Origin of the sequence: Derxia lacustris (genome assembly GCF_002105195.1) — a bacterium.
GTDB classification, from domain to species: Bacteria; Pseudomonadota; Gammaproteobacteria; order Burkholderiales; family Burkholderiaceae_E; genus Derxia; species Derxia lacustris.
Map to the genome: position 1 here is coordinate 105,705 of NZ_MUHU01000010.1, position 21,017 is coordinate 126,721.

Annotated in this window: 21 protein-coding genes; 13 read left to right on the forward strand and 8 right to left on the reverse strand. The window is 68.1% G+C overall.

Features of this window, described 5'->3' with window-relative positions:
• Positions 1–57 precede the first annotated feature (57 nt).
• Both B9P64_RS10545 and B9P64_RS10550 read left to right on the forward strand, forming a co-directional pair.
• Positions 58–366 carry a hypothetical protein gene (locus B9P64_RS10545; RefSeq protein WP_085316200.1) on the forward strand — a complete coding sequence of 103 codons (309 nt, stop codon included), beginning with the start codon at positions 58–60 and terminating at the stop codon, positions 364–366.
• A 297-nt stretch (positions 367–663) separates the two neighbouring features.
• A complete protein-coding gene (locus tag B9P64_RS10550) occupies positions 664–2,310 on the forward strand; it encodes an acyl-CoA synthetase (RefSeq protein WP_085316201.1) in 1,647 nt (548 codons plus the stop codon).
• Between the two features lie 150 nt (positions 2,311–2,460).
• On the opposite strand, the gene B9P64_RS10555 is transcribed toward B9P64_RS10550, so the two are convergent.
• Positions 2,461–3,102, reverse strand: coding sequence for a response regulator (locus B9P64_RS10555; protein ID WP_176256795.1), 642 nt, complete (start codon positions 3,100–3,102; stop codon positions 2,461–2,463).
• Positions 3,099–4,358 (reverse strand): sensor histidine kinase, encoded by a 1,260-nt coding sequence (locus B9P64_RS10560; RefSeq protein ID WP_085316202.1) that lies wholly within the window; start codon positions 4,356–4,358, stop codon positions 3,099–3,101. The genes B9P64_RS10555 and B9P64_RS10560 overlap by 4 nt, the downstream gene beginning before the upstream one ends.
• Between B9P64_RS10560 and B9P64_RS24360 the strand changes: the two genes are divergently transcribed.
• From B9P64_RS24360 to B9P64_RS28010, 11 genes are all read left to right on the forward strand, one after another.
• Positions 4,332–4,910: a hypothetical protein gene (locus tag B9P64_RS24360; protein WP_139826260.1), complete on the forward strand. Its 579-nt coding sequence runs from the start codon at positions 4,332–4,334 to the stop codon at positions 4,908–4,910. The two genes, B9P64_RS10560 and B9P64_RS24360, sit on opposite strands and share 27 nt — an antisense overlap.
• Positions 4,907–6,808: a methanol/ethanol family PQQ-dependent dehydrogenase gene (locus tag B9P64_RS10565; protein ID WP_085316203.1), complete on the forward strand. Its 1,902-nt coding sequence runs from the start codon at positions 4,907–4,909 to the stop codon at positions 6,806–6,808. Before B9P64_RS24360 ends, B9P64_RS10565 begins: the two co-directional genes overlap by 4 nt.
• The gene (locus B9P64_RS10570) at positions 6,805–7,404 is read left to right on the forward strand and encodes a pentapeptide repeat-containing protein (RefSeq protein ID WP_085316204.1); all 600 of its coding nucleotides are present in this window, start codon (positions 6,805–6,807) and stop codon (positions 7,402–7,404) included. The genes B9P64_RS10565 and B9P64_RS10570 overlap by 4 nt, the downstream gene beginning before the upstream one ends.
• Positions 7,397–7,807: a c-type cytochrome gene (locus B9P64_RS10575; protein WP_085316205.1), complete on the forward strand. Its 411-nt coding sequence runs from the start codon at positions 7,397–7,399 to the stop codon at positions 7,805–7,807. The genes B9P64_RS10570 and B9P64_RS10575 overlap by 8 nt, the downstream gene beginning before the upstream one ends.
• Before the next feature lie 125 nt (positions 7,808–7,932).
• The gene (locus tag B9P64_RS10580) at positions 7,933–8,340 is read left to right on the forward strand and encodes an EF-hand domain-containing protein (protein ID WP_085316206.1); all 408 of its coding nucleotides are present in this window, start codon (positions 7,933–7,935) and stop codon (positions 8,338–8,340) included.
• Positions 8,341–8,450: 110 nt separating this feature from the next.
• Positions 8,451–9,719: a GTP cyclohydrolase II gene (locus B9P64_RS10585; protein WP_085316207.1), complete on the forward strand. Its 1,269-nt coding sequence runs from the start codon at positions 8,451–8,453 to the stop codon at positions 9,717–9,719.
• Complete coding sequence (locus B9P64_RS10590) at positions 9,716–11,041, forward strand: DUF1688 family protein (protein ID WP_235839959.1); 1,326 nt, start codon at positions 9,716–9,718, stop codon at positions 11,039–11,041. The genes B9P64_RS10585 and B9P64_RS10590 overlap by 4 nt, the downstream gene beginning before the upstream one ends.
• Before the next feature lie 39 nt (positions 11,042–11,080).
• On the forward strand, positions 11,081–11,725 hold the full coding sequence (gene upp / locus B9P64_RS10595) for a uracil phosphoribosyltransferase (RefSeq protein ID WP_085316208.1): 645 nt from the start codon (positions 11,081–11,083) through the stop codon (positions 11,723–11,725).
• Entirely contained in the window at positions 11,725–13,041 is a 1,317-nt protein-coding gene (locus B9P64_RS10600; protein ID WP_085316209.1) for an amidohydrolase family protein, read from the forward strand. The genes upp and B9P64_RS10600 overlap by 1 nt, the downstream gene beginning before the upstream one ends.
• Before the next feature lie 148 nt (positions 13,042–13,189).
• The gene (locus B9P64_RS10605) at positions 13,190–14,422 is read left to right on the forward strand and encodes a glycerate kinase type-2 family protein (protein WP_235839973.1); all 1,233 of its coding nucleotides are present in this window, start codon (positions 13,190–13,192) and stop codon (positions 14,420–14,422) included.
• A gap of 134 nt (positions 14,423–14,556) precedes the next feature.
• Entirely contained in the window at positions 14,557–16,152 is a 1,596-nt protein-coding gene (locus B9P64_RS28010) for an NYN domain-containing protein (RefSeq protein WP_235839960.1), read from the forward strand.
• 83 nt (positions 16,153–16,235) lie between these two features.
• On the opposite strand, the gene B9P64_RS10615 is transcribed toward B9P64_RS28010, so the two are convergent.
• From B9P64_RS10615 to pstC, 6 genes are all read right to left on the reverse strand, one after another.
• The gene (locus B9P64_RS10615) at positions 16,236–17,219 is read right to left on the reverse strand and encodes a DUF6976 family protein (RefSeq protein WP_085316211.1); all 984 of its coding nucleotides are present in this window, start codon (positions 17,217–17,219) and stop codon (positions 16,236–16,238) included.
• Between the two features lie 11 nt (positions 17,220–17,230).
• Entirely contained in the window at positions 17,231–17,455 is a 225-nt protein-coding gene (locus tag B9P64_RS10620) for a hypothetical protein (protein ID WP_085316212.1), read from the reverse strand.
• A gap of 188 nt (positions 17,456–17,643) precedes the next feature.
• The gene (locus B9P64_RS10625) at positions 17,644–18,126 is read right to left on the reverse strand and encodes a fasciclin domain-containing protein (protein WP_085316213.1); all 483 of its coding nucleotides are present in this window, start codon (positions 18,124–18,126) and stop codon (positions 17,644–17,646) included.
• 139 nt (positions 18,127–18,265) lie between these two features.
• Positions 18,266–19,063, reverse strand: a complete 798-nt coding sequence (gene pstB, locus B9P64_RS10630) for a phosphate ABC transporter ATP-binding protein PstB (protein ID WP_085316358.1) — start codon at positions 19,061–19,063, stop codon at positions 18,266–18,268.
• A 59-nt stretch (positions 19,064–19,122) separates the two neighbouring features.
• Complete coding sequence (pstA, locus tag B9P64_RS10635; RefSeq protein WP_085316214.1) at positions 19,123–20,019, reverse strand: phosphate ABC transporter permease PstA; 897 nt, start codon at positions 20,017–20,019, stop codon at positions 19,123–19,125.
• Positions 20,016–21,002, reverse strand: coding sequence for a phosphate ABC transporter permease PstC (gene pstC / locus B9P64_RS10640; protein WP_085316215.1), 987 nt, complete (start codon positions 21,000–21,002; stop codon positions 20,016–20,018). Before pstC ends, pstA begins: the two co-directional genes overlap by 4 nt.
• Between the last annotated feature and the right edge of the window lie 15 nt (positions 21,003–21,017).

Genomic DNA, 21,017 nt, shown 5'->3' on the forward strand with positions numbered 1-21,017 from the left:
TGCCGGTTGCTATCCGTGATCGGTCGCCGTCGAAAACCACTTCAAACGGAACCCACCATGACCAAGTTCATCGCCGCCCTCGCCCTCTTCGCCGCCAGCATCGCCGGTGCCAGCGCCTCGGCCCTGCCCGACAGCCTGCGCACCCCGCGCGCCGACTCGCCCGATTACACCGTCTTCCACGACGCGCCGACCGGCTTCGTCTTCGTCAAGCTGCCCACCGGCTGGAAGTTCGTCGGTCAGGCGGCCAAGGGCGCCTCGGTGCCCAACGATCTGCACACCGTCTTTCATGACGGCGGCACCCAGTTCGTGTTCGTGCGCATGCCCGAAGGCTGGAAGTTCGTCGGTCGCGCCGACGCCGCGATCTGATCGCCCCCTGACGGCGGCACGACCGCGCCACCCGCGATACCGCCGCGTGCGCGCCAGGAGGCGCGACGCAACGGACCGGTCAGCCGCCCCGTCACCGCAAAAGCCGCGCCTCGAGCGCGGCTTTTTGCTTTGTGCGCACGGTTGCATTGCCCGACTGCGTCCGAAGCACCGGCGCGCGATGATCTGCGGGTCGCGTCAGGAAGTTGCAAGAATCGGCTGCCAAGTTCCGCGACGCGATCCCATACGGGCCCGTATGCCAACATCGGCGGGCAACAGCCGACTCGCGGAGACACAGTCATGCAGAACATCTACGAACAGGGACTCGACCGGAACCCCGCCAACTTCGCACCGCTGTCGCCGCTCATGTTCATCGAGCGCACCGCGACCATCTATGCCGACAAGCTCGCCGTCGTCCACGGCGACCTGCGGCGCAGCTGGGGCGAGACCTACGAGCGCTGCAAGAAGCTGGCGAGCGCGCTCGCCAAGCGCGGCATCGGCGTCGGCGACACCGTGGCCGTGATGCTGCCCAACACGCCGGCCATGGTCGAAGCCCACTTCGGCATTCCCATGAGCGGCGCGGTGCTCAACACGCTCAACACCCGGCTCGACCCCGAGAACATCGCCTTCATGCTCGACCACGGCGAAGCCAAGGTGCTGATCGTCGACCGCGAGTTCTCGCCGCTGGCGCTGCGCGCGCTGCAGATGCGCGGCCGCACCAAGCCCATCCTCGTCATCGACGTGGACGACCCGCTCTACACCGGCAAGAACGCTGCTGTTGGCAGCATCGAGTACGAGGCCTTCGTGGCCGAGGGCGATGCCGACTTTGCGTGGAAGCTGCCCGACGACGAATGGGCCGCGATCGCGCTCAACTACACGTCTGGCACCACCGGCAATCCCAAGGGCGTGGTCTATCACCACCGTGGCGCGGCCGTGAATGCGGTGTCGAACATCCTCGAATGGGACATGCCGAAGCACGCCGTCTACCTGTGGACGCTGCCGATGTTCCACTGCAACGGCTGGTGCTTCCCGTGGACCATCGCCGCGCGTGCCGGCGTGAATGTGTGCCTGCGCCGCGTCGATGCCGAACTGGTGCTGGGCCTGATCCGCAGCGAAAAGGTCAGCCACTACTGCGGCGCGCCCATCGTGCACAGCCTGCTCATCAACGCGCCGGCCGAACTCAAGGCCGGCATCGACCATCCAGTCAAGGCGATGGTCGCCGGCGCCGCGCCGCCGGCCGCGATGATCGAGGGCATGGAATCGCTCGGCTTCGACCTGACCCATGTGTACGGCCTGACCGAGGTCTACGGCCCGGCCTCGGTCTGCGTGAAGCAGGACAGCTGGAACGACGCCGACATCGGCGAGCGCGCGCGGCTGAATGCGCGCCAGGGCGTGCGCTATCACCTGCAGCACGGCATCTCGGTACTCAACCCCGAAACCATGCAGCCGGTGCCGGCCGACGGCGAAACCATGGGCGAGATCATGTTCCGCGGGAACATCGCCATGAAGGGCTATCTCAAGAACCCGGGCGCCACCGAGGACGCCTTCGCGGGCGGCTGGTTCCACACCGGCGACCTGGCCGTGATGTATCCGGACGGCTACGTGAAGATCAAGGACCGCAGCAAGGACATCATCATTTCGGGCGGCGAGAACATCTCGTCGATCGAAGTGGAGGATGTGCTCTACCGCCATCCGGCGGTGGTCGCGGCGGCGGTCGTGGCCAAGCCCGACCCCAAGTGGGGCGAAACGCCCTGCGCCTTCCTCGAACTGAAGGCCGGCGCCACGGTTACGGTCGAGGAGATCATTGCCCACTGCAAGCAGCATCTGGCCGGCTTCAAGGTGCCGCGCTCGGTGGTGTTCAAGGAACTGCCCAAGACCTCGACCGGCAAGATCCAGAAGTTCGAGCTGCGCAAGGAAGCCGGCTCGGCGGCTGCCATCGACGTCTGACGTTTCACTCCCCGCGCGCCTGCCGTCCGGCGGGCGCCACCGTTTTCTTCCATCTGTCTCCACTGGAAGCGGCTCCGGCTCACAAGGCCGTCCGCGCGGCGTGGCGGTCGGGTCTGCACCTCGGGCCTGCCGTCGCGCCACATTTTTTTCCTAGCTCTCGGCAGGCAAGTCCACCAGCCCGTAACCGGCCGCAATGCGGAACAGGTGCAGGTCGCTCTGCGCGCCCAGCTTTTGCCGCACCGCCGACAAATGGTTGACCACGGTCTTGGGGCTCAGATGCAGCAGCGCCGCCACGCCGGCCGTGGCCTCGCCGCGCGCCAGCAGCCGCAGCACATCGAATTCGCGCGGCGTCAGCCGTTCGGCCAGACCGTCGCCGTCGAGCGCGGCCTCGGCCAGCAGCCGGGCGATGTCGGGCGCGAGCATGCGGCGGCCGAGCGCCACGCCACGGATGGCCTCGAAGATGGCGTCGGGCTCGCTGCGCTTGCTCATGTAGCCGAGCGCGCCGGCGCGCATGGCCTGGCGCACATGGCCGGCGCTCTCATGCATCGACAGCACCATCACCTTGAGATCGGGCTGGCGCGCGAGCATGCGGCGGATGGCGTCGAGGCCGCTGCCGCCGCGCAGCGACAGATCGACCACGGCGACATCGGGCGCGCTGTCGAGCAGACGGGCATAGGCGGCGTCGGCGTCGGCGGCTTCGGCCACGACATGGCACCAGGCTTCGGCATCGAGCAGGCGGCGGTAGCCGGCGCGCACCACCGCATGGTCGTCGACGAGCAGCAGCCGGATCATGCTGCGGCTCCGGCGGCGGCCGCTGCGCCAGCGCTGGCGCAGCGCGGCGCGCGCTCCAGCGGCAGCCAGCCGATCACCCGCACGCCACGCGGCGCGGCATCGAGCAGCGTGAGCCGGCCGCCAGCCATCGCCAGTCGCTCGCGCATGCCGGTCAGGCCGCAGCCGGGTGCGGCCAGCAGGCGCGCGGCACTGCCGCTGCCGTCGTCGGCCACCTCGATCTCGATGCCGCCGTCGACCAGCGCGAGCCGCACGCTGGCCCGCGTCGCGTCGGCATGGCGCAGCACATTGGTCAGCGCCTCCTGCACCAGCCGGAACAGCGCCAGCGCCGCCGGCGCATCGAGCGGCGGCAATTGCGCCGGCAGCCGGCGCTCGAGCGCCAGTCCGCGCCGCGCATAGCCGTCGAGCAGCTCGGCCAGCGCATCGCCGAGCGCCACGCCTTCGAGTCCGTGCGGCCGCAGGCTGGTCAGCAGGCTGCGCAGATGACCGTGGATGCGCCGGAGCTCGGCGCCGATTTCCTGCGCGCATTCGGTCATGCGCAGCGGCCCGGCGGCCGGATGGCGCGCGACAAAGCCCGCCGCCAGCCCGATGGCGGTAAGCGACTGGCCGAATTCGTCGTGCAGCTCGCGCGCCAGCGCCCGGCGCTCCTCCTCCTGGCTGGCGATGAGCCGGCGCGCCAGCTGGCGCTCGGCCGCGCGCGCCCGGTCGAGATGCGCGGCGAGCCGGTCGACCGCCGCCGCCACCTGCGCGAATTCGGGCAGCGCGAACTGCGGCAGCACTGCCGCGCGCTCGCCGCGTTCCAGCCGCGCCAGCCCGTCGACCAGACCGCGCACCGGCAGCAGCGCCCGGCCCACGGCCAGCCGCGCCGCCAGCACCGTGGCCAGCGACACGGCCAGCAGCGGCAACAGCAGCCGCAGCGCATCGCGGCGCTTTTCGTCGCGCTCGCCGCTGTCGTCGGGACTGAGCAGCAGCATCTGGCGGCCGGCCGGCAGCCGATGCGCGCCGGGCTCGACGGCGGCGTCGGCCGGCAGCAGCCGCAGCGCCAGATGGCGCGGCCGGGCCTCGGCCAGCACGGCGGCCAGCGTCGCGCGCTCGGCGGCACCGTCATGCCGCTCGACCGCCGCCGCCGCCGCCAGCAGCGCCGCCAGCTGGTCGGCGGCCCGCACTTCCTCGGCCGCGTCGGCGCGCAGGTTCAGCGCCGACACCGCCAGCACCACGGCGATCAGCGCCGCATGAAACCCGGCCAGATGCCAGGTCAATCGTCTGCGCAAATCCCCCACGGCTGTCCCCCATCGAAACGAAAGTCCGACAAGGGCAAGCCATGTGCCGACCGGGCGGCATTGCCAATTCGAATTGCCGCTGCGCAATTGCGAATGTCGACCGATTGCGATTGCGCATCGGTGCATTCACTGAAATCGGCCGGGAAAATTTCCCGACTTTCGCGCGACAAGCGGCTCCGGCAACAATTCCCGGGAATGTTTCCCGCGAATTCCGGGAGATTTTCCCGATCGTTCGTCCCAGGCAAACAGGCAAAAAAATCGGCAGCCGAAGCCGCCGATGAAGCGCGATTGCGCAAGACTGGATTGGCGGGCATCGGCACTGCGCAATTCTGCAACAGCGAATTGGCCAATCGGCCGATGCCAGACCTGAGGCAATTGTCGGCCGGAGCATTGCGCGCGAGCCGGGATAAATGCCCGCCTTTGTCGGGCCAGGCTCCCGGCAGCGCCGGCGCATGGGTTTTCTATATTGAATCGACACCGCCAATTCACTGCACCGGTGCAACAACGATTCGAGACGGAGACAATTCATGACCTCGCAACCGCGCCGCATTGCCGGCTTTGCGCTTCGTGGCCTCGCGGCCGCCATTGCCCTCGGCCTCGCCGCCGGCGCCTCGGCCGCCGGCAAGCCGGTGACCTGGGACGACATCGCCAACGACCAGTCCAGCACCGGCGACGTGCTCCAGTACGGCCTCGGCGTGAAGGCCCAGCGCTACAGCCCGCTCAAGAAGCTCAATCCGGCCACGGTGAAGAACCTGGTGCCGGCCTGGAGCTTCAGCTTCGGCGGCGAAAAGCAGCGCGGCCAGGAAGGCCAGGCCATCGTCCACGACGGCACGGTCTACGTGACCGCGTCCTACTCGCGCTTCTATGCGCTCGACGCGCGCACCGGCCAGAAGAAGTGGGAATACGAGCACCGCCTGCCCGACGACATCCGGCCCTGCTGCGACGTGGTGAACCGCGGTCCGGCCATCTACGGCAACAAGGTGTTCTTCGGCACGCTCGATGCCGGCATCGTCGCGCTCGACAAGGACACCGGGAAGGTGGTCTGGAAGGAGAAGTTCGAGGACCACAAGATCGGCTACACCATGACCGGCGCGCCGACGCTGGTGAAGGACAGGACCACCGGCCGCGTGCTGCTCATCCACGGCAGCTCGGGCGACGAATTCGGCGTGGTCGGCCGGCTGTATGCGCGCGACCCGGACACCGGCGACGAGGTCTGGATGCGGCCCTTCGTCGAGGGCCACATCGGCCGGCTCAACGGCAAGGACAGCACGCCCACGGGCAACCCCAAGGCGCCGTCCTGGCCCGACGATGCCAGCTCGCCGACCGGCAAGGTCGAGGCCTGGAGCCACGGCGGCGGCGCGCCCTGGCAGTCGGCATCGTTCGACATCGAGAACAACATGGTGGTGATCGGCGCCGGCAATCCGGCGCCGTGGAACGGCTGGAAGCGGACCAAGCCCGGCGACGATCCGCGCAACTGGGAAAGCCTGTTCACCTCGGGCCAGGCCTATGTGGATGCCGGCACCGGCGAGCTGAAGGGCTTCTATCAGCACACGCCCAACGACGCCTGGGACTTCTCGGGCAACAACGAAATCATCCTGTTCGAATACAAGGATCCGAAGACCGGCAGGCAGGTGAAGGCCGGCGCGCATGCCGACCGCAACGGCTTCTTCTTTGTCACCGACCGCAGCAAGCTGGCCGATGGCTCGGGCTATCCCAACAAGCCGACGGCGCTGATCGCCGCCTACCCCTTCGTCGACGGCATCAACTGGGCCAAGGGCTTCGACCTGAAGACCGGCAAGCCGATCGAGCCCGACGGCGCCGACTCGCTGCGCCCGCCGCTGCCCAAGGACGGCGCCGAAAAGGGCGAGGCCAAGTTCGTGTCGCCGCCCTTCCTGGGCGCCAAGAACTGGAATCCGATGTCCTACAGCCCCGACACCGGCCTGTTCTACATCGCCGGCAACGAGTGGGCCGAGGACTACTGGACCGAGAACCTCACCTACAAGGCCGGCTCGGCCTATCTGGGCCAGGGCTTCCGCATCAAGAAGCTGTTCGAGGACCACGTCGGCGTGATCGAGGCACTCGACCCGGTCACCGGCAAGGTGGCGTGGAAGGTGAAGGAGAAGTTCCCGATGTGGTCGGGCACGCTCACCACGGCCGGCGGGCTGGTGTTCACCGGCACCGGCGATGGCTTCGTCAAGGCGCTCGACGCCAGGACGGGCAAGGAGCTGTGGAAGTTCCAGACCGGCGCCGGCATCGTCGCCGCGCCGATCACCTGGGAACAAGACGGCGAGCAGTACGTCGGCATCCACTCGGGCTATGGCGGCGCGGTGCCGCTGTGGGGCGGCGACATGGCGGCGCTGACCAAGCAGTTGCAGCAGGGCGGCTCGTACTGGGTCTTCAAGCTGCCGAAGGACGCGGCGAGCCGGTGAACGCAACCGCCCTGCTTGCGCGGGCGGCCGGGCTGCTCGCGCTGACGGCCGCGGCCGCCGGCGCTCAGACCCGGCCGGCGCCCGAAGCCGAGGCCCGGCCGCTGGTCGTGATCGGCGACTGCCATCTGTGGCCGCATGCCCAGTGCGCCGGCGCCGATCTGCGCCATGCCGATCTGTCGGCGCTCGACCTGGCCGGCGCCGACCTGAGCGGCGCGCGGCTGGTGCGCGCCGATCTGCGCTTTGCCAACCTGGCCGGCGCCAATCTCGACGGTGCCGACCTGACGGCGGCGCGGCTCGAAGGCGCCAATCTGTCGGGCACCTCGCTGCGTGGCGCGCGGCTGGCCGGCGCCAATCTGGAGCTGGCGCGCGCCTTTCGCGCCGACTTCACCGGCGCCGATCTGCATGCCGCCAATCTGGAGGCGGTGCGCGCGCATTACGCCTGGTTCGTCGGCGCCGACCTGCGCGATACCGATTTGCAGGAGGCCAAGTTCAACGCGGCCAATCTGGCGCGGGCCCGGCTGACGGGGGCGCGGCTGCGCTTCACCATCTTTCCCGATGCGTTTACCGAAGACTGCGAGGGCTGCCCGCATGACTGATCGCCTGCGCATCCGCATTGCGCTGCTGCTGGCGCTGGCCGGCGGCGCCCTGCCCGCGCTCGCGCGCGACGACATACCGGGCAATCCGCTGCGCGGCCAGCCGGCCGCCATCGAGGCCGGTCAGGCGCTGTTCAACGCCAATTGCGCGCGCTGTCATGGCGCCGATGCCGTGGCCTTTCCGGCCGGCGGCCCCGATCTGCGCCGGCTCGATGCCTATTGCCGCCGCATCGAGCCCGGCCCGCTGCGCGAGCTGTGCCGGCGCGACAACGACGCCTACTTCCTCGGCTCGGTGCTGCGCGGCAAGACGCGCGTCGGCGTCGAGCACATGCCGGCCTGGGACGGCGTGCTGGCGCGCGACGAGATCTGGTCGATCCGCAGCTGGCTGGAGACGCGCATGCGCTGAACGAGTGCAGCCCGTTGCCGGCAGGCAACGGCGGCGCAGCGAGCGCAAGCGCGCTTGCAACAGGCTTTTCGGCGCGGCGCGCATTGCGGCATGGTTCGGGTGCAAACCCTCACAGGAGAACCCACATGCCGCATTTCCTTCCGCTGCGCCGCGTCGTCGCCGGCCTGACCCTGGCCGGTGTCGCCACCCTCGCCCATGCCGCGCCGTCGGCGCTGCTCAAGGCGCTCGATCCGGACAACGACGGCACCGTCAGCCTCGCCGAGGCCCAGACCGCCGCCAAGGCCCGCTTCGCCGCGCTCAATCCCGACAACGACGGCACGCTCGACGCCAAGGAACTCAAGCCGGCCAAGGTCACGCCGGCCGAGCTCAAGGCCGTGAATGCCGACAACGACGGCACGCTCGACGAAGCCGAATACCTCGCGCTGGTCGAGGCGCGCTTCAAGGCCGCCGATCCCGACAACGACGGCACGCTCGATGCCGCCGAGTTCAAGACCAAGGCCGGCAAGGCGCTCGCCGCGCTGCTGGTCAAGTAAGCCGCGCGACCGCACTGGCGTGAAACCCTCACGCCGGCGCGGTCGCCAGCCGGGGGCGGCTCGGGCTAACTTCCTGCTTTGCATGACTCACCCTCAGCACAAGCAGGCCCATGACCAAGCATCCGCCCCGTCACATCCGCCTCACCTCCCATCCCGGACGCGGTCCGCGCACCTCGCCCGAAATCCACTGGGATGCGCCCGACGCCCAGCAGCGCGGGCCCATCGTCGGCACCACGCTCAACCGGGCCCAGCGCAATGTCATCGGCACCCACAGCGGCTCGTACAGCGTGTACCGCGCGCTTGCCGTGGCCGCCGGCGCGCTCGATCCCACGCACCGCGCCGACCTGACCAATACCGCGCCGACCGACCGCATCGGCCCCTATCCGCAATGGAGCGAGCCGGGCCGCATCGTGTCGCTCGACCCGTGGGGAGCGGGGGTTGCCGACGTGTTCACAGAGCAGATCGCGGCCGGCATCGACATCCGCCCGACCATCGCGGTGACGCAGGCGCACATCGAGCTGCCCGAGATGCGCGAGGCCATCGCCGCCGGCCGCCTCAAGCCCGACGGCAAGCTGCTGCTGGCCAACGGCTCGGCGGTGGTCACCAAGGCGGCGATCGAGCCGGTCTGGTGGCTGCCCGGCGTGGCCCAGCGCTTTGGCTGCACCGAGACCGAGCTGCGCCGCATCCTGTTCGAGGAGACCGGCGGCATGTATCCCGAGCTGGTCACGCGCAGCGATCTGGAGGTGTTTCTGCCGCCGATCGGTGGACAGACCGTCTACATCCTCGGCAACCCGCGCGACCTGGCCAATCCCGAGGTGCCGCTGACCGCGCGCGTGCATGACGAGTGCAATGGCTCGGACGTGTTCGGCTCCGACATCTGCACCTGCCGGCCCTATCTCACCCATGCCATCGAGGAATGCATTCGCGGTGCCCAGAGCGTGGAAGCCGGCGGACTGGGCGGCGTGGGCCTGATCGTCTACAGCCGCAAGGAAGGCCGCGCGCTCGGCGAGGTCACCAAGTTCCTCGTCTACAACGCGCGCAAGCGGCAGGTCGGCGGCGACAGCGCCGACAAGTACTTTTTGCGCACCGAATGCGTGGCCGGCGTGCAGGACATGCGCTTTCAGGAGCTGATGCCCGATGTGCTGCACTGGCTCGGCGTGCGCAAGATTCACCGGCTGGTCTCGATGAGCAACATGAAGTTCGACGCGCTGGTCGGCAGCGGCATCGAGATCGGCGCGCGCGTGCCCATCCCCGACGAGCTGGTGCCGGCCGATGCCAAGGTCGAGATCGAAGCCAAGATGGCCGCCGGCTATTTCACCGACGGCCGCGTGATCGAGGGCGAAGCGCTCGCCGCCATCAAGGGACGGGAGCTGTCATGAGCCATGAACTTGCCCACAGCCAGCATGCAGCGCAGCAGCAGCACATGCCGGCCGGCCTCGCTGCGCTGGACCGCGCGGTCGAGGAGCTGCGCGCGCCAGCGACGATCCGGGCGCGCTGCAACAACATCCTCAAGGCGGTGCAGGCTGGCCGCTCCGAGTTCTTCCGCGTGGACGAAAGCCGGCTCGACGCGGCCGCCGACGTGGTGGCCGAGGTCACGCGCGCCAGCTATCCGGCGCTCGACGTGCCGTATCACAGCCGCTGGCGGCACTTTGGCGCCGGCGGCGTCGACCGCGAGGCGGCCTTCGACGCGGCGTTTGCAACCCGATTCGCCAAGGCTGGCGGCACGCTCGATTCGCCCGAATTCGCCGCCGCGCGCGCCCGCGCCGCCATCGATCTGGCGCTGGTCAGCGTGCTGCTCGATGCCGGCGCCGGGCCGCAATGGCGCTGGGTCGAGTCGCGCGCCGACGGGCATTCGGCCAGCTTCAACCGCTCCGAGGGGCTGGGCGTGGCGAGCTTTCACGCCTTCATGAGCGGCGCCTTCTCGGCCACCGCCGGCGATCCGCTGCGCGTGGATGCCGAGGCGCTGCAACGGCTCGACGCCAGCAAGCTCGGCGCGCTGTTCCAGGCCAGCGAGGCCAATCCGCTGGTCGGCGTGGACGGCCGCGCGCTGCTGCTGCGTCGGCTCGGCAAGACGATTGCCGCGCGGCCCGAGCTGTTCGGCAAGCCGGCGCGGCCGGGCAATCTGTTCGATGCGCTGCTCGCGCAATCGGGTCAGGCGCCGGTGCGCGCGCGCGATGTGCTCGGGCTGCTGCTCGACGGTCTGGCGCCGATCTGGCCGTCGCACCAGAAGCTGGCCGACCAGCCGCTCGGCGATTGCTGGCGCCATCCGCTCGCGGGTGGCAGCGGTCTCGGCGCCGGCTGGGTGCCGATCCACAAGCTGTCGCAATGGCTGAGCTATTCGCTGCTGGAGCCGATCCTGCGCGCCGGCGTACAGGTGATCGGCATCGACGAGCTGACCGCGCTGGCCGAGTACCGCAACGGCGGCCTGCTGATCGACAGCGGCGTGATCGTGCCGCTCACGCGCCAGGTCACCGACAAGGCCTGGACGCCCGGCGACACCGTCGTCATCGAATGGCGCGCGCTGACCATCGCGCTGATGGACCCGCTCGCCGACCGGGTACGCGCCAAGCTCGGCAAGCCCGAGATGCCGCTCGCCGCCATCCTCGAAGGCGGCAGCTGGGCCGCCGGCCGCGTGCTTGCCGGCAAGCTGCGCGGCGGCGATCCGCCGATGAAGGTGGTGAGCGACGGCACCGTGTTCTGAACCACCGCAACCCAACAACGACTCCCGAGCGCCCCAACGATGAGCTTCGAACTCCCGCCCAACGTCACCGTCATCGACCATCCGCTGGTGCAGCACAAGCTCACCCTCATGCGCCGCAAGGACGCCAGCACCAACAGCTTCCGCCGCCTGCTCAACGAGCTGAGCACGCTGATGGCCTATGAAGTGGTGCGCGACATGCCGATGCAGGAAATCGACATCGAGACGCCGCTGGAGCCGATGAAATCGCGCGTGATCGACGGCAAGAAGACGGTGCTGGTGTCGATCCTGCGCGCCGGCACCGGCATCCTCGACGGCATGCTCAATGTCATTCCGGGTGCGCGCATCGGCCACATCGGCCTGTACCGCGACCCCAAGACGCTGGGCGCGGTCGAGTACTACTTCAAGATGCCCGGCGAGATGGAATCGCGCGACGCCATCGTGCTCGACCCGATGCTGGCCACCGGCAACTCGGCCATCGCCGCCATCGACCGGCTCAAGGAAGAAAGCCCGCGCAGCATCAAGTTCGTCTGCCTGCTCACCTGCCCCGAAGGGCTCACGGCGCTGAGCCGCGCGCATCCGGACGTGCCGATCTTCACCGCGCATGTCGACCGCCAGCTCGATGAGCACGGCTATATCCGGCCCGGGCTGGGCGATGCGGGGGACCGGCTGTTCGGCACCAAGTGATGCTCGATCTCCTCGTCACCGGCGCCACGCTGCCCGACGGCCGGACCGGCATCGACATCGCAGTCGCCGACGGCCGCATCGTCGACGTGGCGCCAGCCATCCAGGCGCAGGCGGCCCGGGTCATCGACGCCGCCGGCCTGCTCGTCACGCCGCCCTTCGTCGACGCCCATTTCCACATGGACGCGACGCTCTCCTACGGCCTGCCGCGCGTGAATGCGAGCGGCACCCTGCTCGAAGGCATTGCGCTGTGGGGCGAACTCAAGCCGGTGCTCACCGAGGAAGCCATCGCCGAACGGGCGCTCGCCTATTGCGACTGGGCCATCGCGCGCGGCCTGCTCGCGATCCGCACCCATGTCGATGTCTGCGATCCGCGCCTGCTGGCAGTGCGCGCCCTGCTCGACGTGAAGAAGCGCGTCGCGCCCTGGCTCGATCTGCAACTGGTCGCCTTTCCGCAGGACGGCGTGCTGCGCTATTCGCCGGCGCGCGACGACCCGGGCTGCAAGCTCAGCGCGCTGCAACTGCTCGAACAGGCGCTCGACCTCGGCGTGGACGTGGTCGGCGGCATTCCGCATTTCGAACGCACGATGGCCGACGGCGCCGAATCGGTCCGGCTGCTGTGCGAGCTGGCGGCGGCGCGCGGCCTGCGCGTCGACATGCATTGCGACGAGTCCGACGATCCGCTGTCACGCCACATCGAGACGCTGGCCTTCCACACCCAGCGGCTCGGGCTGCACGGCCGCGTGACCGGCTCGCATCTCACGTCCATGCATTCGATGGACAACTACTACGCGAGCAAGCTGATCCCGCTGATCGCCGAATCGGGCGTGAACGCGGTCGCCAATCCGCTCATCAACATCACGCTGCAAGGCCGCCAAGACAGCTATCCAAAACGGCGCGGCATGACCCGCGTGCCCGAGCTGATGGCCGCCGGCGTCACCGTCGCCTTCGGCCACGACTGCGTGATGGACCCGTGGTACTCGCTCGGCTCGGGCGACATGCTGGAGGTGGCGCAGATGGGCCTGCACGTTGCGCAAATGACGTCGCAGGACGCGATGCGTGCCTGCTTCGCCGCCGTGACGCAGAATCCGGCCCGCATCCTCGGGCTCGACGGCTACGGTCTCGCGCCCGGCTGCCATGCCGACTTCGTGCTGCTGCAAGCGCGCGACGCCGTCGAGGCGATCCGGCTGCGCGCGACCCGGCTTGCCGTGGTGCGGCGCGGCCAGATCGTCGCCTCGGCGGCGCCGGCCGTCTCGACGCTGACGTTGGATGGCAAGCAGCGTGCTATCGACTTCCTGCGCAGCCCGCCGGGCTGCTGAAGGCCGTTTTCTGTCTCGTTTCCGACCGCGTTGACCCCGGATGTCCAGAATGTTCCTGCGCATGAAGCGCCTCAATGCCGTGCGTGCCTCGCGTCCCATCGGCGCCTTTCCCAACCAGCCGGTCAAGCCCACCGACCTGTTGCGCGCCATGCTCGACATGGCGATCAACGCCGCCCAGCCGTCGCGCTGCCTGCCGCCCTATCTGCCGACCGAGCTGCCCAAGGGCCGCTTCATCGTCATCGGCGCCGGCAAGGCCGCCGCCTCGATGGCCAAGGCGGTCGAAGAAAACTGGCCCGGCGAGGTCGAGGGTCTGGTCATCACGCGCTACGGCTATGCCCAGCCCTGCGACCGCATCGACGTGGTCGAGGCCGGCCATCCGGTGCCTGACGATGCCGGCCGCGAAGCCGCGCAACGCATGCTCAAGCTGGTCAGCAATCTCACGCCCGACGACGTGGTGCTGTGCCTGATTTCGGGCGGCGGCTCGGCGCTGCTGACCGCGCCGCTCGAAGGCATCACGCTCAAGCACAAGCAGGAACTGAGTCGCGCGCTGCTGGCCTCGGGCGCGAGCATTTCGGAGATGAACTGCGTGCGGCGCCATCTGTCGGCGCTCAAGGGCGGCCGGCTGGCGCTGGCCTGCGCGCCGGCCAAGGTCATCAACCTGCTCATCTCCGACGTGCCCGGCGACGATCCGATCGACATCGCCTCCGGTCCGACGGTGCCCGATCCGACCACCTGCGCCGACGCGATCGGCATCGTCAAGCGCTACGGCATCCGGCTGCCGCAGCCGGTGTGGAAGGTGCTGGAGACCGGCCGCGGCGAAAGCATCAAGCCCGGCGATCCGCGTCTGCCGCAGATCGAGACCCACATCATCGCGAGGCCGCAAACCTCGCTCGAAGCCGCCGCCGACTTGGCGCGCGCCGCCGGCGTCACGCCGGTGATCCTCGGCGACAGCATCGAGGGCGAGGCGCGCGAAGTCGGCAAGGCGATGGCCGGCATCGCGCTGCAAGTGGTGCGCTACGGCCAGCCGGTGGTGAAGCCCTGCGTGCTGCTCTCCAGCGGCGAAACCACGGTGACGGTGCGCGGCGCCGGCAAGGGCGGGCGCAATGTGGAGTTTTTGCTGTCGCTCGGCATCGCGCTGAACGGCGTGCAGGGCGTGCATGCGCTGGCCGCCGATACCGACGGCATCGACGGCGCGGGCAAGAGCGCCGGCGCGCTGCTGCGGCCGGGCACGCTGGCCAAGGCGCGCACGCTGGGCATCGTGCCGCGCGATGCACTACATGCGAACGACGGGCATGGCTTCTTCGGCGCGGTCGGCGACTCGATCGTCACCGGGCCGACGATGACCAACGTGAACGACTTCCGGGCGATTCTGGTCATCTGAGCCGGCCTGCCGCCGCCGCCCGGATCGGAAGCCGGCTGCGGTGGCGCAAGCGCAAGCCGACTGCTCACCCGAATGCGCACCGAGGTTTGCAGCGCGCGCGTTAAGCTGGCCGACTTTCCACAGCCGACCGACCCATGCCCTCTCCTTCCGACATCCACAACATGGCGCTCTTCTGCGACTTCGAGAACGTCGCGCTCGGCGTCGCCGATGCCGAGTACCCGAAGTTCGACATCCGCAAAGTCATGGAGCGCCTGCTGCTCAAGGGCAGCATCGTCGTGAAGAAGGCCTACTGCGACTGGGACCGCTACAAGGCGTTCAAGCGCGACATGCATGAGGCCGCCTTCGAGCTGATCGAGATTCCGCATGTGCGCCAGTCGGGCAAGAACTCGGCCGACATCCGCATGGTCGTGGACGCGCTCGACCTCTGCTACACCAAGAGCCATGTCGACTGCTTCGTCATCATCAGCGGCGATTCCGACTTCTCGCCGCTGGTGTCCAAGCTGCGCGAGAACAACAAGAAGGTGATCGGCGTCGGCGTGCGCAACTCCACGTCCGACCTGCTGATCGGCAACTGCGACGAGTTCATCTTCTACGACGACCTGGTGCTCGAATTCCAGGAAGCGCGGCGCAAGCGCGCCGAACGCCAGGGCCAGCAGCAGCCAAGCGGCAACGCCCGCGCCAGCAAGCCCGCCGCCGACAAGGCCGAGCCGCAGCGCGCGCCCGCCGGCAAGCCGGCCGCCAGCGCCAAGACCGGCAGCGGCAAGGGCGAAGGTCGCTCGCGCAACCGGCGCGGCGGACGCGGCAAGACCGAGCTGCCGCCCGCAGCCGAGCCGGCCGACCTGTTCGACGGCATCGTGCCGCCGACCGATGACGCTGGCGAACTGACCGCAGACATGGCCGACGCCCAGCTCGCCCTGCCCGCCGCCGAGGTGCCGTCCGAAGCCGAAGCCGTGCCGGCAGACGTCGCGGCCGACGCGCCGGCCGAAGCCGCTGTCGCGCCGGTGGCCGAAGAAGCCGCACCGCCCGCCAAGCCGCGCCGACCGGCCCGCAAGCGCGCCGGCGCCAAGCTGTCCAGCGCCGATGCACCAGTCGCCGAAGCCGTGGTCGCCGTCGCCGAGCCGGCCGCTGCCGCCGACGACACCGAACCTGAAGCCACCACCGAGCCGGACGCCGAACCCGCCCGGCCCGATGTCGCCAACGCCGGCTGGTCGCGCACCGGTCGCGGCCGGGGCCGCGCCGGCGCTGCGGCTGCAACCGACGCCGTCGCCACCGAAGCGGTCGCCGAGCCCGAACCGGCCGAGCCCGCCACGCCTGCGCCCAAGGCCCGTCCGGCGCGCAAGTCGCGCAGCCGCAAGGCCGCCGCCGACGTGATCGAAACCGCACCGGCCGAGACCGCGCCGGTCGAAGCGGCCGCGCCGGTACCGGCCGAAGCCCCGGCGCCGGTGCAGAACGTCGCCGCCGTCCACGCCAGCGAGGACGAACTGCGCCGCCGTCAGGCGCTCGACTGGGTCATCGAGACCGTCGAGGCGCTGCTCAACGAGCGCGGCGCCGAGGAAAAGATCTGGGGCTCGATGGTCAAGCAGACGCTCAAGCGGCGTCAGCCCGGCTTCAACGAGGCGGCCTATGGCTATCGCGCCTTCGGCGATCTGCTGGCCGATGCCGAAAAGCGCGGCCTGCTCCAGCTGGAGCGCGATGCCAAGTCGGGCGGCTCGCTGATCCGGCTGGTCTGACCGCCGGCGCAGCAACGCAAAAAGGCCGGCAGATGCCGGCCTTTTTCATTGGCGCGACCGGCTTGCGCCGGCCATCGCCGCGATCAGAGCTTGTGGATCTGGAGATGCACCAGCGTCTGGTTGAGCAGGCCGTAGGCGATCTCGCCGAAGGTGAACGGCCCCTTGAAATGGCCGGTGTGCTGGCCTTCGAGCTTGCCGTACAGATAGTTGAGGATGCAGTTCAGCGACAGCGCCGGCTCGATGTCGAGCGGCTCGATCGCGGCAGCGAACGACTTGGGATAGTCGGCCACCGGCGCGGCGATGCGATAGGTGACGCCCGGGAACACCGGCGCATACAGCTGCACCCGGCCGTTCTGCGCATCGACCGAGGCGAAGCTCACGTTGACCATCGCGCCGCAGTAGTCGGCCACCAGCGGCAGCCGCGTGTCGATGGCGTTCTCGCCCAGCCATTGCGCGAAATTCACCTTCTGACCGTTGACCCGCGCATGGCTCACGTTGAAGCCGGTGTCGTCGAACTCGACCGTGGCGCCGTCGCCCTGGCCGAACAGGTTGACGATGCCGATCTCGGCCTGATGGCCGGCAGCCAGCGTGGCATGCAGCGCCACCGCGCGATCCGAACTGACCGCGCCGGTACGGCCGTCGATCACCTTGGGCACGGCCTTGCCGATGTCTTCCACCGCCACGCCGGCGATCCAGCCCAGCAGCGGACGATTGAAGATGCCGTCATAGGCATAGACGTTCTTGGCGAAGGACTCGTGCACCGTCGTCAGCGCCGGGACGATGAGATAGCTGAAGCCGTTCTCGGCCTCGTCGGCGGCGATCGCCGCGAGTTCGCGCTCGTCGTACAGGCGGGTCGAGATCGCCGTCACGCTGGCCGGCAGCGCCGACACGAACACGCGGTCTTCGGTCTTGAGACCGCCCTCGTCGTCCATGAAGTAGGGGATCGTGCCGCCGATCCAGTCGCCCTTCGGCAGCTGGGTCAGCAGCGCTTCGGGGCCGGCGATGATGGCCTTGGTACCCGACTCGATCAGCGAGGCGGCCTGTTGCAGGGTGTGCAGCTTGTTCATGTCGTGGCTCCTCAGCCGAAGATTGCTTTGATGTCCTTGTCGGCGATGCGCTCGTTCTCATGGAAGAACTGGTGCGCTTCACCGATCAGCTTTTCGAGATTCTTCGGCGAGGAGTCAGTCTTGGCCGACATGGTCAGTCGGCTGACCAGGAACTTGGCGGCCAGGAGAGTAAAGGAGGGCTGGACCTTGCCGGTGACCAGGTCCTTCCACTTGGGGTGCTGTTTTGCCGGAACCATTTGGACGTCTGTCTCCAGGGAGCTCGTGCTTGTGTCGAAGTGCGGGGCGCGCCTGATGGCAGCGACCCCGGATGGGCTGGCGACCGGGACGCGCACCCGGTCGGGCCATGCACTTGTTAACGGCGACACGCAGCGACTCTTGACGGATCGACGTCAAGGGAAAACCCGAAGCAAACGCCTGAACTGGCTTACTTTTTCGGCGGCAGCAGCACGCTGTCGATCACATGGATCACGCCGTTGGCGGCGCGCAGGTCGGGACGGGTCACCACCGCCACGCCGTTCAGGCCGACGAAGCTGCCCGCGGTCTCGATGGTGAGTTCGCTGCCTTCGAGCGACTTGACCGCGCCAGCCTTGACCTCGGCTGCCAGGAACTTGCCGGCCACCACGTGATAGCTGAGCACGGCCTTGAGCTTGGCCGGATCGGCCTTGAGCTCGGCCAGCGTCTTCGCCGGCACGGCGGCAAAGGCCGCATCGCTCGGCGCAAACACCGTGAACGGGCCCGGACCGGCAAGCGTCGCGCCCAGGCCGGCCGCCGCGACCAGCTGATTGAAGGTGGCCAGCTCGGGCTGGGCCGCCGCCACCGCCGGAATGTCCTTCGACGCGCCGCCGAAGCTGGCGCAGGCTGACAGCGCAATTGCCATCGAGGAAAGAATCAGGGTGCGTCGTTTCATTGTGGGTTTCCGTCGAGAATGAAATTGAAAGGCAACTCCTTGACGATATCTCCGCCGAATGAAACATTCATGACGCGACATAAAACAAAAGGGCCGATACCCGTTCCGGTATCGGCCCTTTCATCGGCTTGACGACAAATCAGCCGAAACGCCCGGTGATGTAATCCTCGGTCTGCTTCTTGCGCGGCTTGATGAAGATCTGGTCGGTATCGCCGAATTCGATCAATTCACCCAGATACATGTAGGCGGTGTAATCGGAGCAACGCGCGGCCTGCTGCATGTTGTGCGTCACGATCACTACCGTGTAATCCTCCTTCAATTCGGCGATCAATTCCTCGACCTTGGCCGTGGAAATCGGATCGAGCGCCGAACAGGGCTCGTCGAGCAGCAGCACCTCGGGGCGGATGGCAATACCGCGCGCAATGCACAGCCGCTGCTGCTGGCCGCCCGACAGGCTGGTGCCGCTCTGCTTGAGCTTGTCCTTCACCTCGGTCCAGAGCGCCGCCTTGCTCAGCGCCCATTCGATGCGCTCGTCCATTTCGCCCTTGCTGAGCTTTTCGAACAGACGCACGCCGAAGGCGATGTTGTCGTAGATGCTCATCGGAAACGGCGTCGGCTTCTGGAACACCATGCCGATCTTGGCGCGAATCAGCGAAACGTCGGTCTTGGTCGTGACCAGGTTTTCGCCGTCGATCAGGATTTCGCCTTCGGCACGCTGCTCGGGATAAAGCGCAAACATCTTGTTGAAAGTGCGCAGCAGCGTTGATTTGCCGCAGCCCGACGGGCCGATGAATGCCGTCACCTTCTTTTCGGGAATGCCGAGATTGATGTTCTTCAGCGCATGGAATTTCCCGTAATAGAAATTCAGGTTGCGCACATCGATCTTGGAGGCCAATTGCGCCGCCGAATCCTTGGCGCCCGACTTGTTGTCGAACATGCTGGCCGAAACATTGATTTGGCGGGAGGTCGCTTCCACAGCTTTGCTTTCGAACATGATCAGAACTCCTTCTTGCCGAACAGCGTCCGGGCCAGAACGTTGATGCACAGCACGCTGACCGTGATCAGGAAGACGCCAGCCCAGGCAAGGCTTTGCCAGTTTTCGAAGGGCGACATCGCGAACTTGAAGATGGTGACGGGCAGATTCGCCATCGGCTCCGACATGTCGAGACTGAAGAACTGATTCGACAGCGCCGTGAACAGCAGCGGTGCGGTCTCGCCCGAGATACGGGCCACCGCCAGCAGCACGCCGGTGACGATGCCGGCGCTCGATGCCTTGAGCGTGATGCTGTAGATCACGCGCCACTTGGGCATGCCGAGCGCGAACGAGGCTTCGCGCAGCGCATTGGGCACCAGCAGCAGCATGTTCTCGGTGGTGCGGATGACGACCGGGATCACGATCAGCGCCAGCGCGATCACGCCGGCAAAACCCGAGTAATGGCCCGAGCGCGCCACCACCACCGCATACACGAACAGACCGATCACGATCGACGGCGCCGACAGCAGGATGTCGTTGATGAAGCGGGTCGAGCGGCCGAGCCAGGTGTTCTGGCCGTATTCCGCCAGGTACACGCCGGCCAGCACCCCGATCGGCGCGCCGACGAAGGTGGCCGCCAGCACCAGCATCCCCGAGCCGACGATGGCGTTGGCCAACCCACCGACGTCGGCATTGGGCGCCGGCGTCGATTCGGTGAACAGCGACAGGCTGAGGCCCGAGATGCCGAGCTTGAGCGTGGTGAACAGAATCCAGACCAGCCAGATCAGCCCGAACACCATCGCCGACAGCGACAGCGTGAGCGCGATGGCATTGATGTGCTTGCGACGGCGATGCATCGAATTGCGCAGGGCGATGTCGACGCGGCCGGGGGCGGCCACCTGACCGATGACGGCGCTCATGAACGGGCTCCTTCACCCGCGCGCAGCTTGGCAAGCAGCAGCTTCGACGCGGACAGCACGAGGAAAGTGATGAAGAACAGCAGCAGGCCCAGTTCCATCAGCGCTGCGGTATGCAGCCCCGACGATTCGGCGAACTCGTTGGCCAGCGCCGAGGTGATGGAATTGCCCGGCATGTAGAGCGAGATGCCGTCGAGCAGGTTGGTGTTGCCGATCACGAAGGTGACCGCCATGGTTTCGCCGAGCGCGCGGCCCAGACCCAGCATCACGCCGCCGATCACGCCGGTCTTGGTGAAGGGCAACACCACCTTGAAGACCACTTCCCAGGTCGTGGAGCCGACGCCGTAGGCCGCTTCCTTGAGCATCGGCGGCGTCACCTCGAACACGTCGCGCATGACCGAGGCGATGAAGGGGATGACCATGATCGCCAGGATGATCCCGGCGCACAGCAGGCCGATGCCGATCGGCGGACCCGCCACCAGATTGCCCAAGCCCGGAATCGAGCCGAGCACGTTCTGCACCGGCACCTGGAAGTAGTTGGAGAACACCGGCGCGAACACCAGCAGGCCCCACATGCCGTAGACGATCGACGGAATCGCCGCCAGCAGCTCGATGGCGGTGCCGAGCGGCTGGCGCAGCCACACCGGCGACAGCTCGGTAAGGAAGAGCGCGATGCCGAAGCTCACCGGCACCGCGATCACCAGCGCGATCACCGAGGTGAGCAGCGTGCCGTAGATGGGCACCAGCGCGCCGAAGTTCTCCTCGACCGGATCCCAGGTGGAATTGGTGAGGAAGCCGAGGCCGAAGCGCGAGATCGACGGCCAGGCCTCGACCACCAGCGAAACGATGATCCCGGCCAGCACCAGCAGTACCAGCGAGGCGGCGGCGCGCGTGGCGCCGGCGAAGATGATGTCGCCGGCGGCGTTGTAGGCGCGGTCGGTGTTCGGCTGGGTCGCGAGGCCGGCGGAACGGTTGGGTTCGGTCATGGGAGATGTCCTGGA

Bases quoted from the DNA above. Each gene is read 5' to 3' on its own strand.
- B9P64_RS10620 (WP_085316212.1), bottom strand. From the start codon at position 17,455: ATGGTTCCGGCAAAACAGCACCCCAAGTGGAAGGACCTGGTCACCGGC.
- B9P64_RS10580 (WP_085316206.1), top strand. From the start codon at position 7,933: ATGCCGCATTTCCTTCCGCTGCGCCGCGTCGTCGCCGGCCTGACCCTG.
- B9P64_RS28010 (WP_235839960.1), top strand. From the start codon at position 14,557: ATGCCCTCTCCTTCCGACATCCACAACATGGCGCTCTTCTGCGACTTC.
- upp (WP_085316208.1), top strand. From the start codon at position 11,081: ATGAGCTTCGAACTCCCGCCCAACGTCACCGTCATCGACCATCCGCTG.
- B9P64_RS10625 (WP_085316213.1), bottom strand. From the start codon at position 18,126: ATGAAACGACGCACCCTGATTCTTTCCTCGATGGCAATTGCGCTGTCA.
- B9P64_RS10590 (WP_235839959.1), top strand. From the start codon at position 9,716: ATGAGCCATGAACTTGCCCACAGCCAGCATGCAGCGCAGCAGCAGCAC.
- pstA (WP_085316214.1), bottom strand. From the start codon at position 20,019: ATGAGCGCCGTCATCGGTCAGGTGGCCGCCCCCGGCCGCGTCGACATC.
- B9P64_RS10600 (WP_085316209.1), top strand. From the start codon at position 11,725: ATGCTCGATCTCCTCGTCACCGGCGCCACGCTGCCCGACGGCCGGACC.
- B9P64_RS10565 (WP_085316203.1), top strand. From the start codon at position 4,907: ATGACCTCGCAACCGCGCCGCATTGCCGGCTTTGCGCTTCGTGGCCTC.
- B9P64_RS10550 (WP_085316201.1), top strand. From the start codon at position 664: ATGCAGAACATCTACGAACAGGGACTCGACCGGAACCCCGCCAACTTC.
- B9P64_RS10605 (WP_235839973.1), top strand. From the start codon at position 13,190: ATGCTCGACATGGCGATCAACGCCGCCCAGCCGTCGCGCTGCCTGCCG.
- B9P64_RS10545 (WP_085316200.1), top strand. From the start codon at position 58: ATGACCAAGTTCATCGCCGCCCTCGCCCTCTTCGCCGCCAGCATCGCC.
- B9P64_RS10615 (WP_085316211.1), bottom strand. From the start codon at position 17,219: ATGAACAAGCTGCACACCCTGCAACAGGCCGCCTCGCTGATCGAGTCG.
- B9P64_RS10575 (WP_085316205.1), top strand. From the start codon at position 7,397: ATGACTGATCGCCTGCGCATCCGCATTGCGCTGCTGCTGGCGCTGGCC.
- pstB (WP_085316358.1), bottom strand. From the start codon at position 19,063: ATGTTCGACAACAAGTCGGGCGCCAAGGATTCGGCGGCGCAATTGGCC.
- B9P64_RS10585 (WP_085316207.1), top strand. From the start codon at position 8,451: ATGACCAAGCATCCGCCCCGTCACATCCGCCTCACCTCCCATCCCGGA.
- B9P64_RS10555 (WP_176256795.1), bottom strand. From the start codon at position 3,102: ATGATCCGGCTGCTGCTCGTCGACGACCATGCGGTGGTGCGCGCCGGC.
- B9P64_RS24360 (WP_139826260.1), top strand. From the start codon at position 4,332: ATGAAACCCGGCCAGATGCCAGGTCAATCGTCTGCGCAAATCCCCCAC.
- pstC (WP_085316215.1), bottom strand. From the start codon at position 21,002: ATGACCGAACCCAACCGTTCCGCCGGCCTCGCGACCCAGCCGAACACC.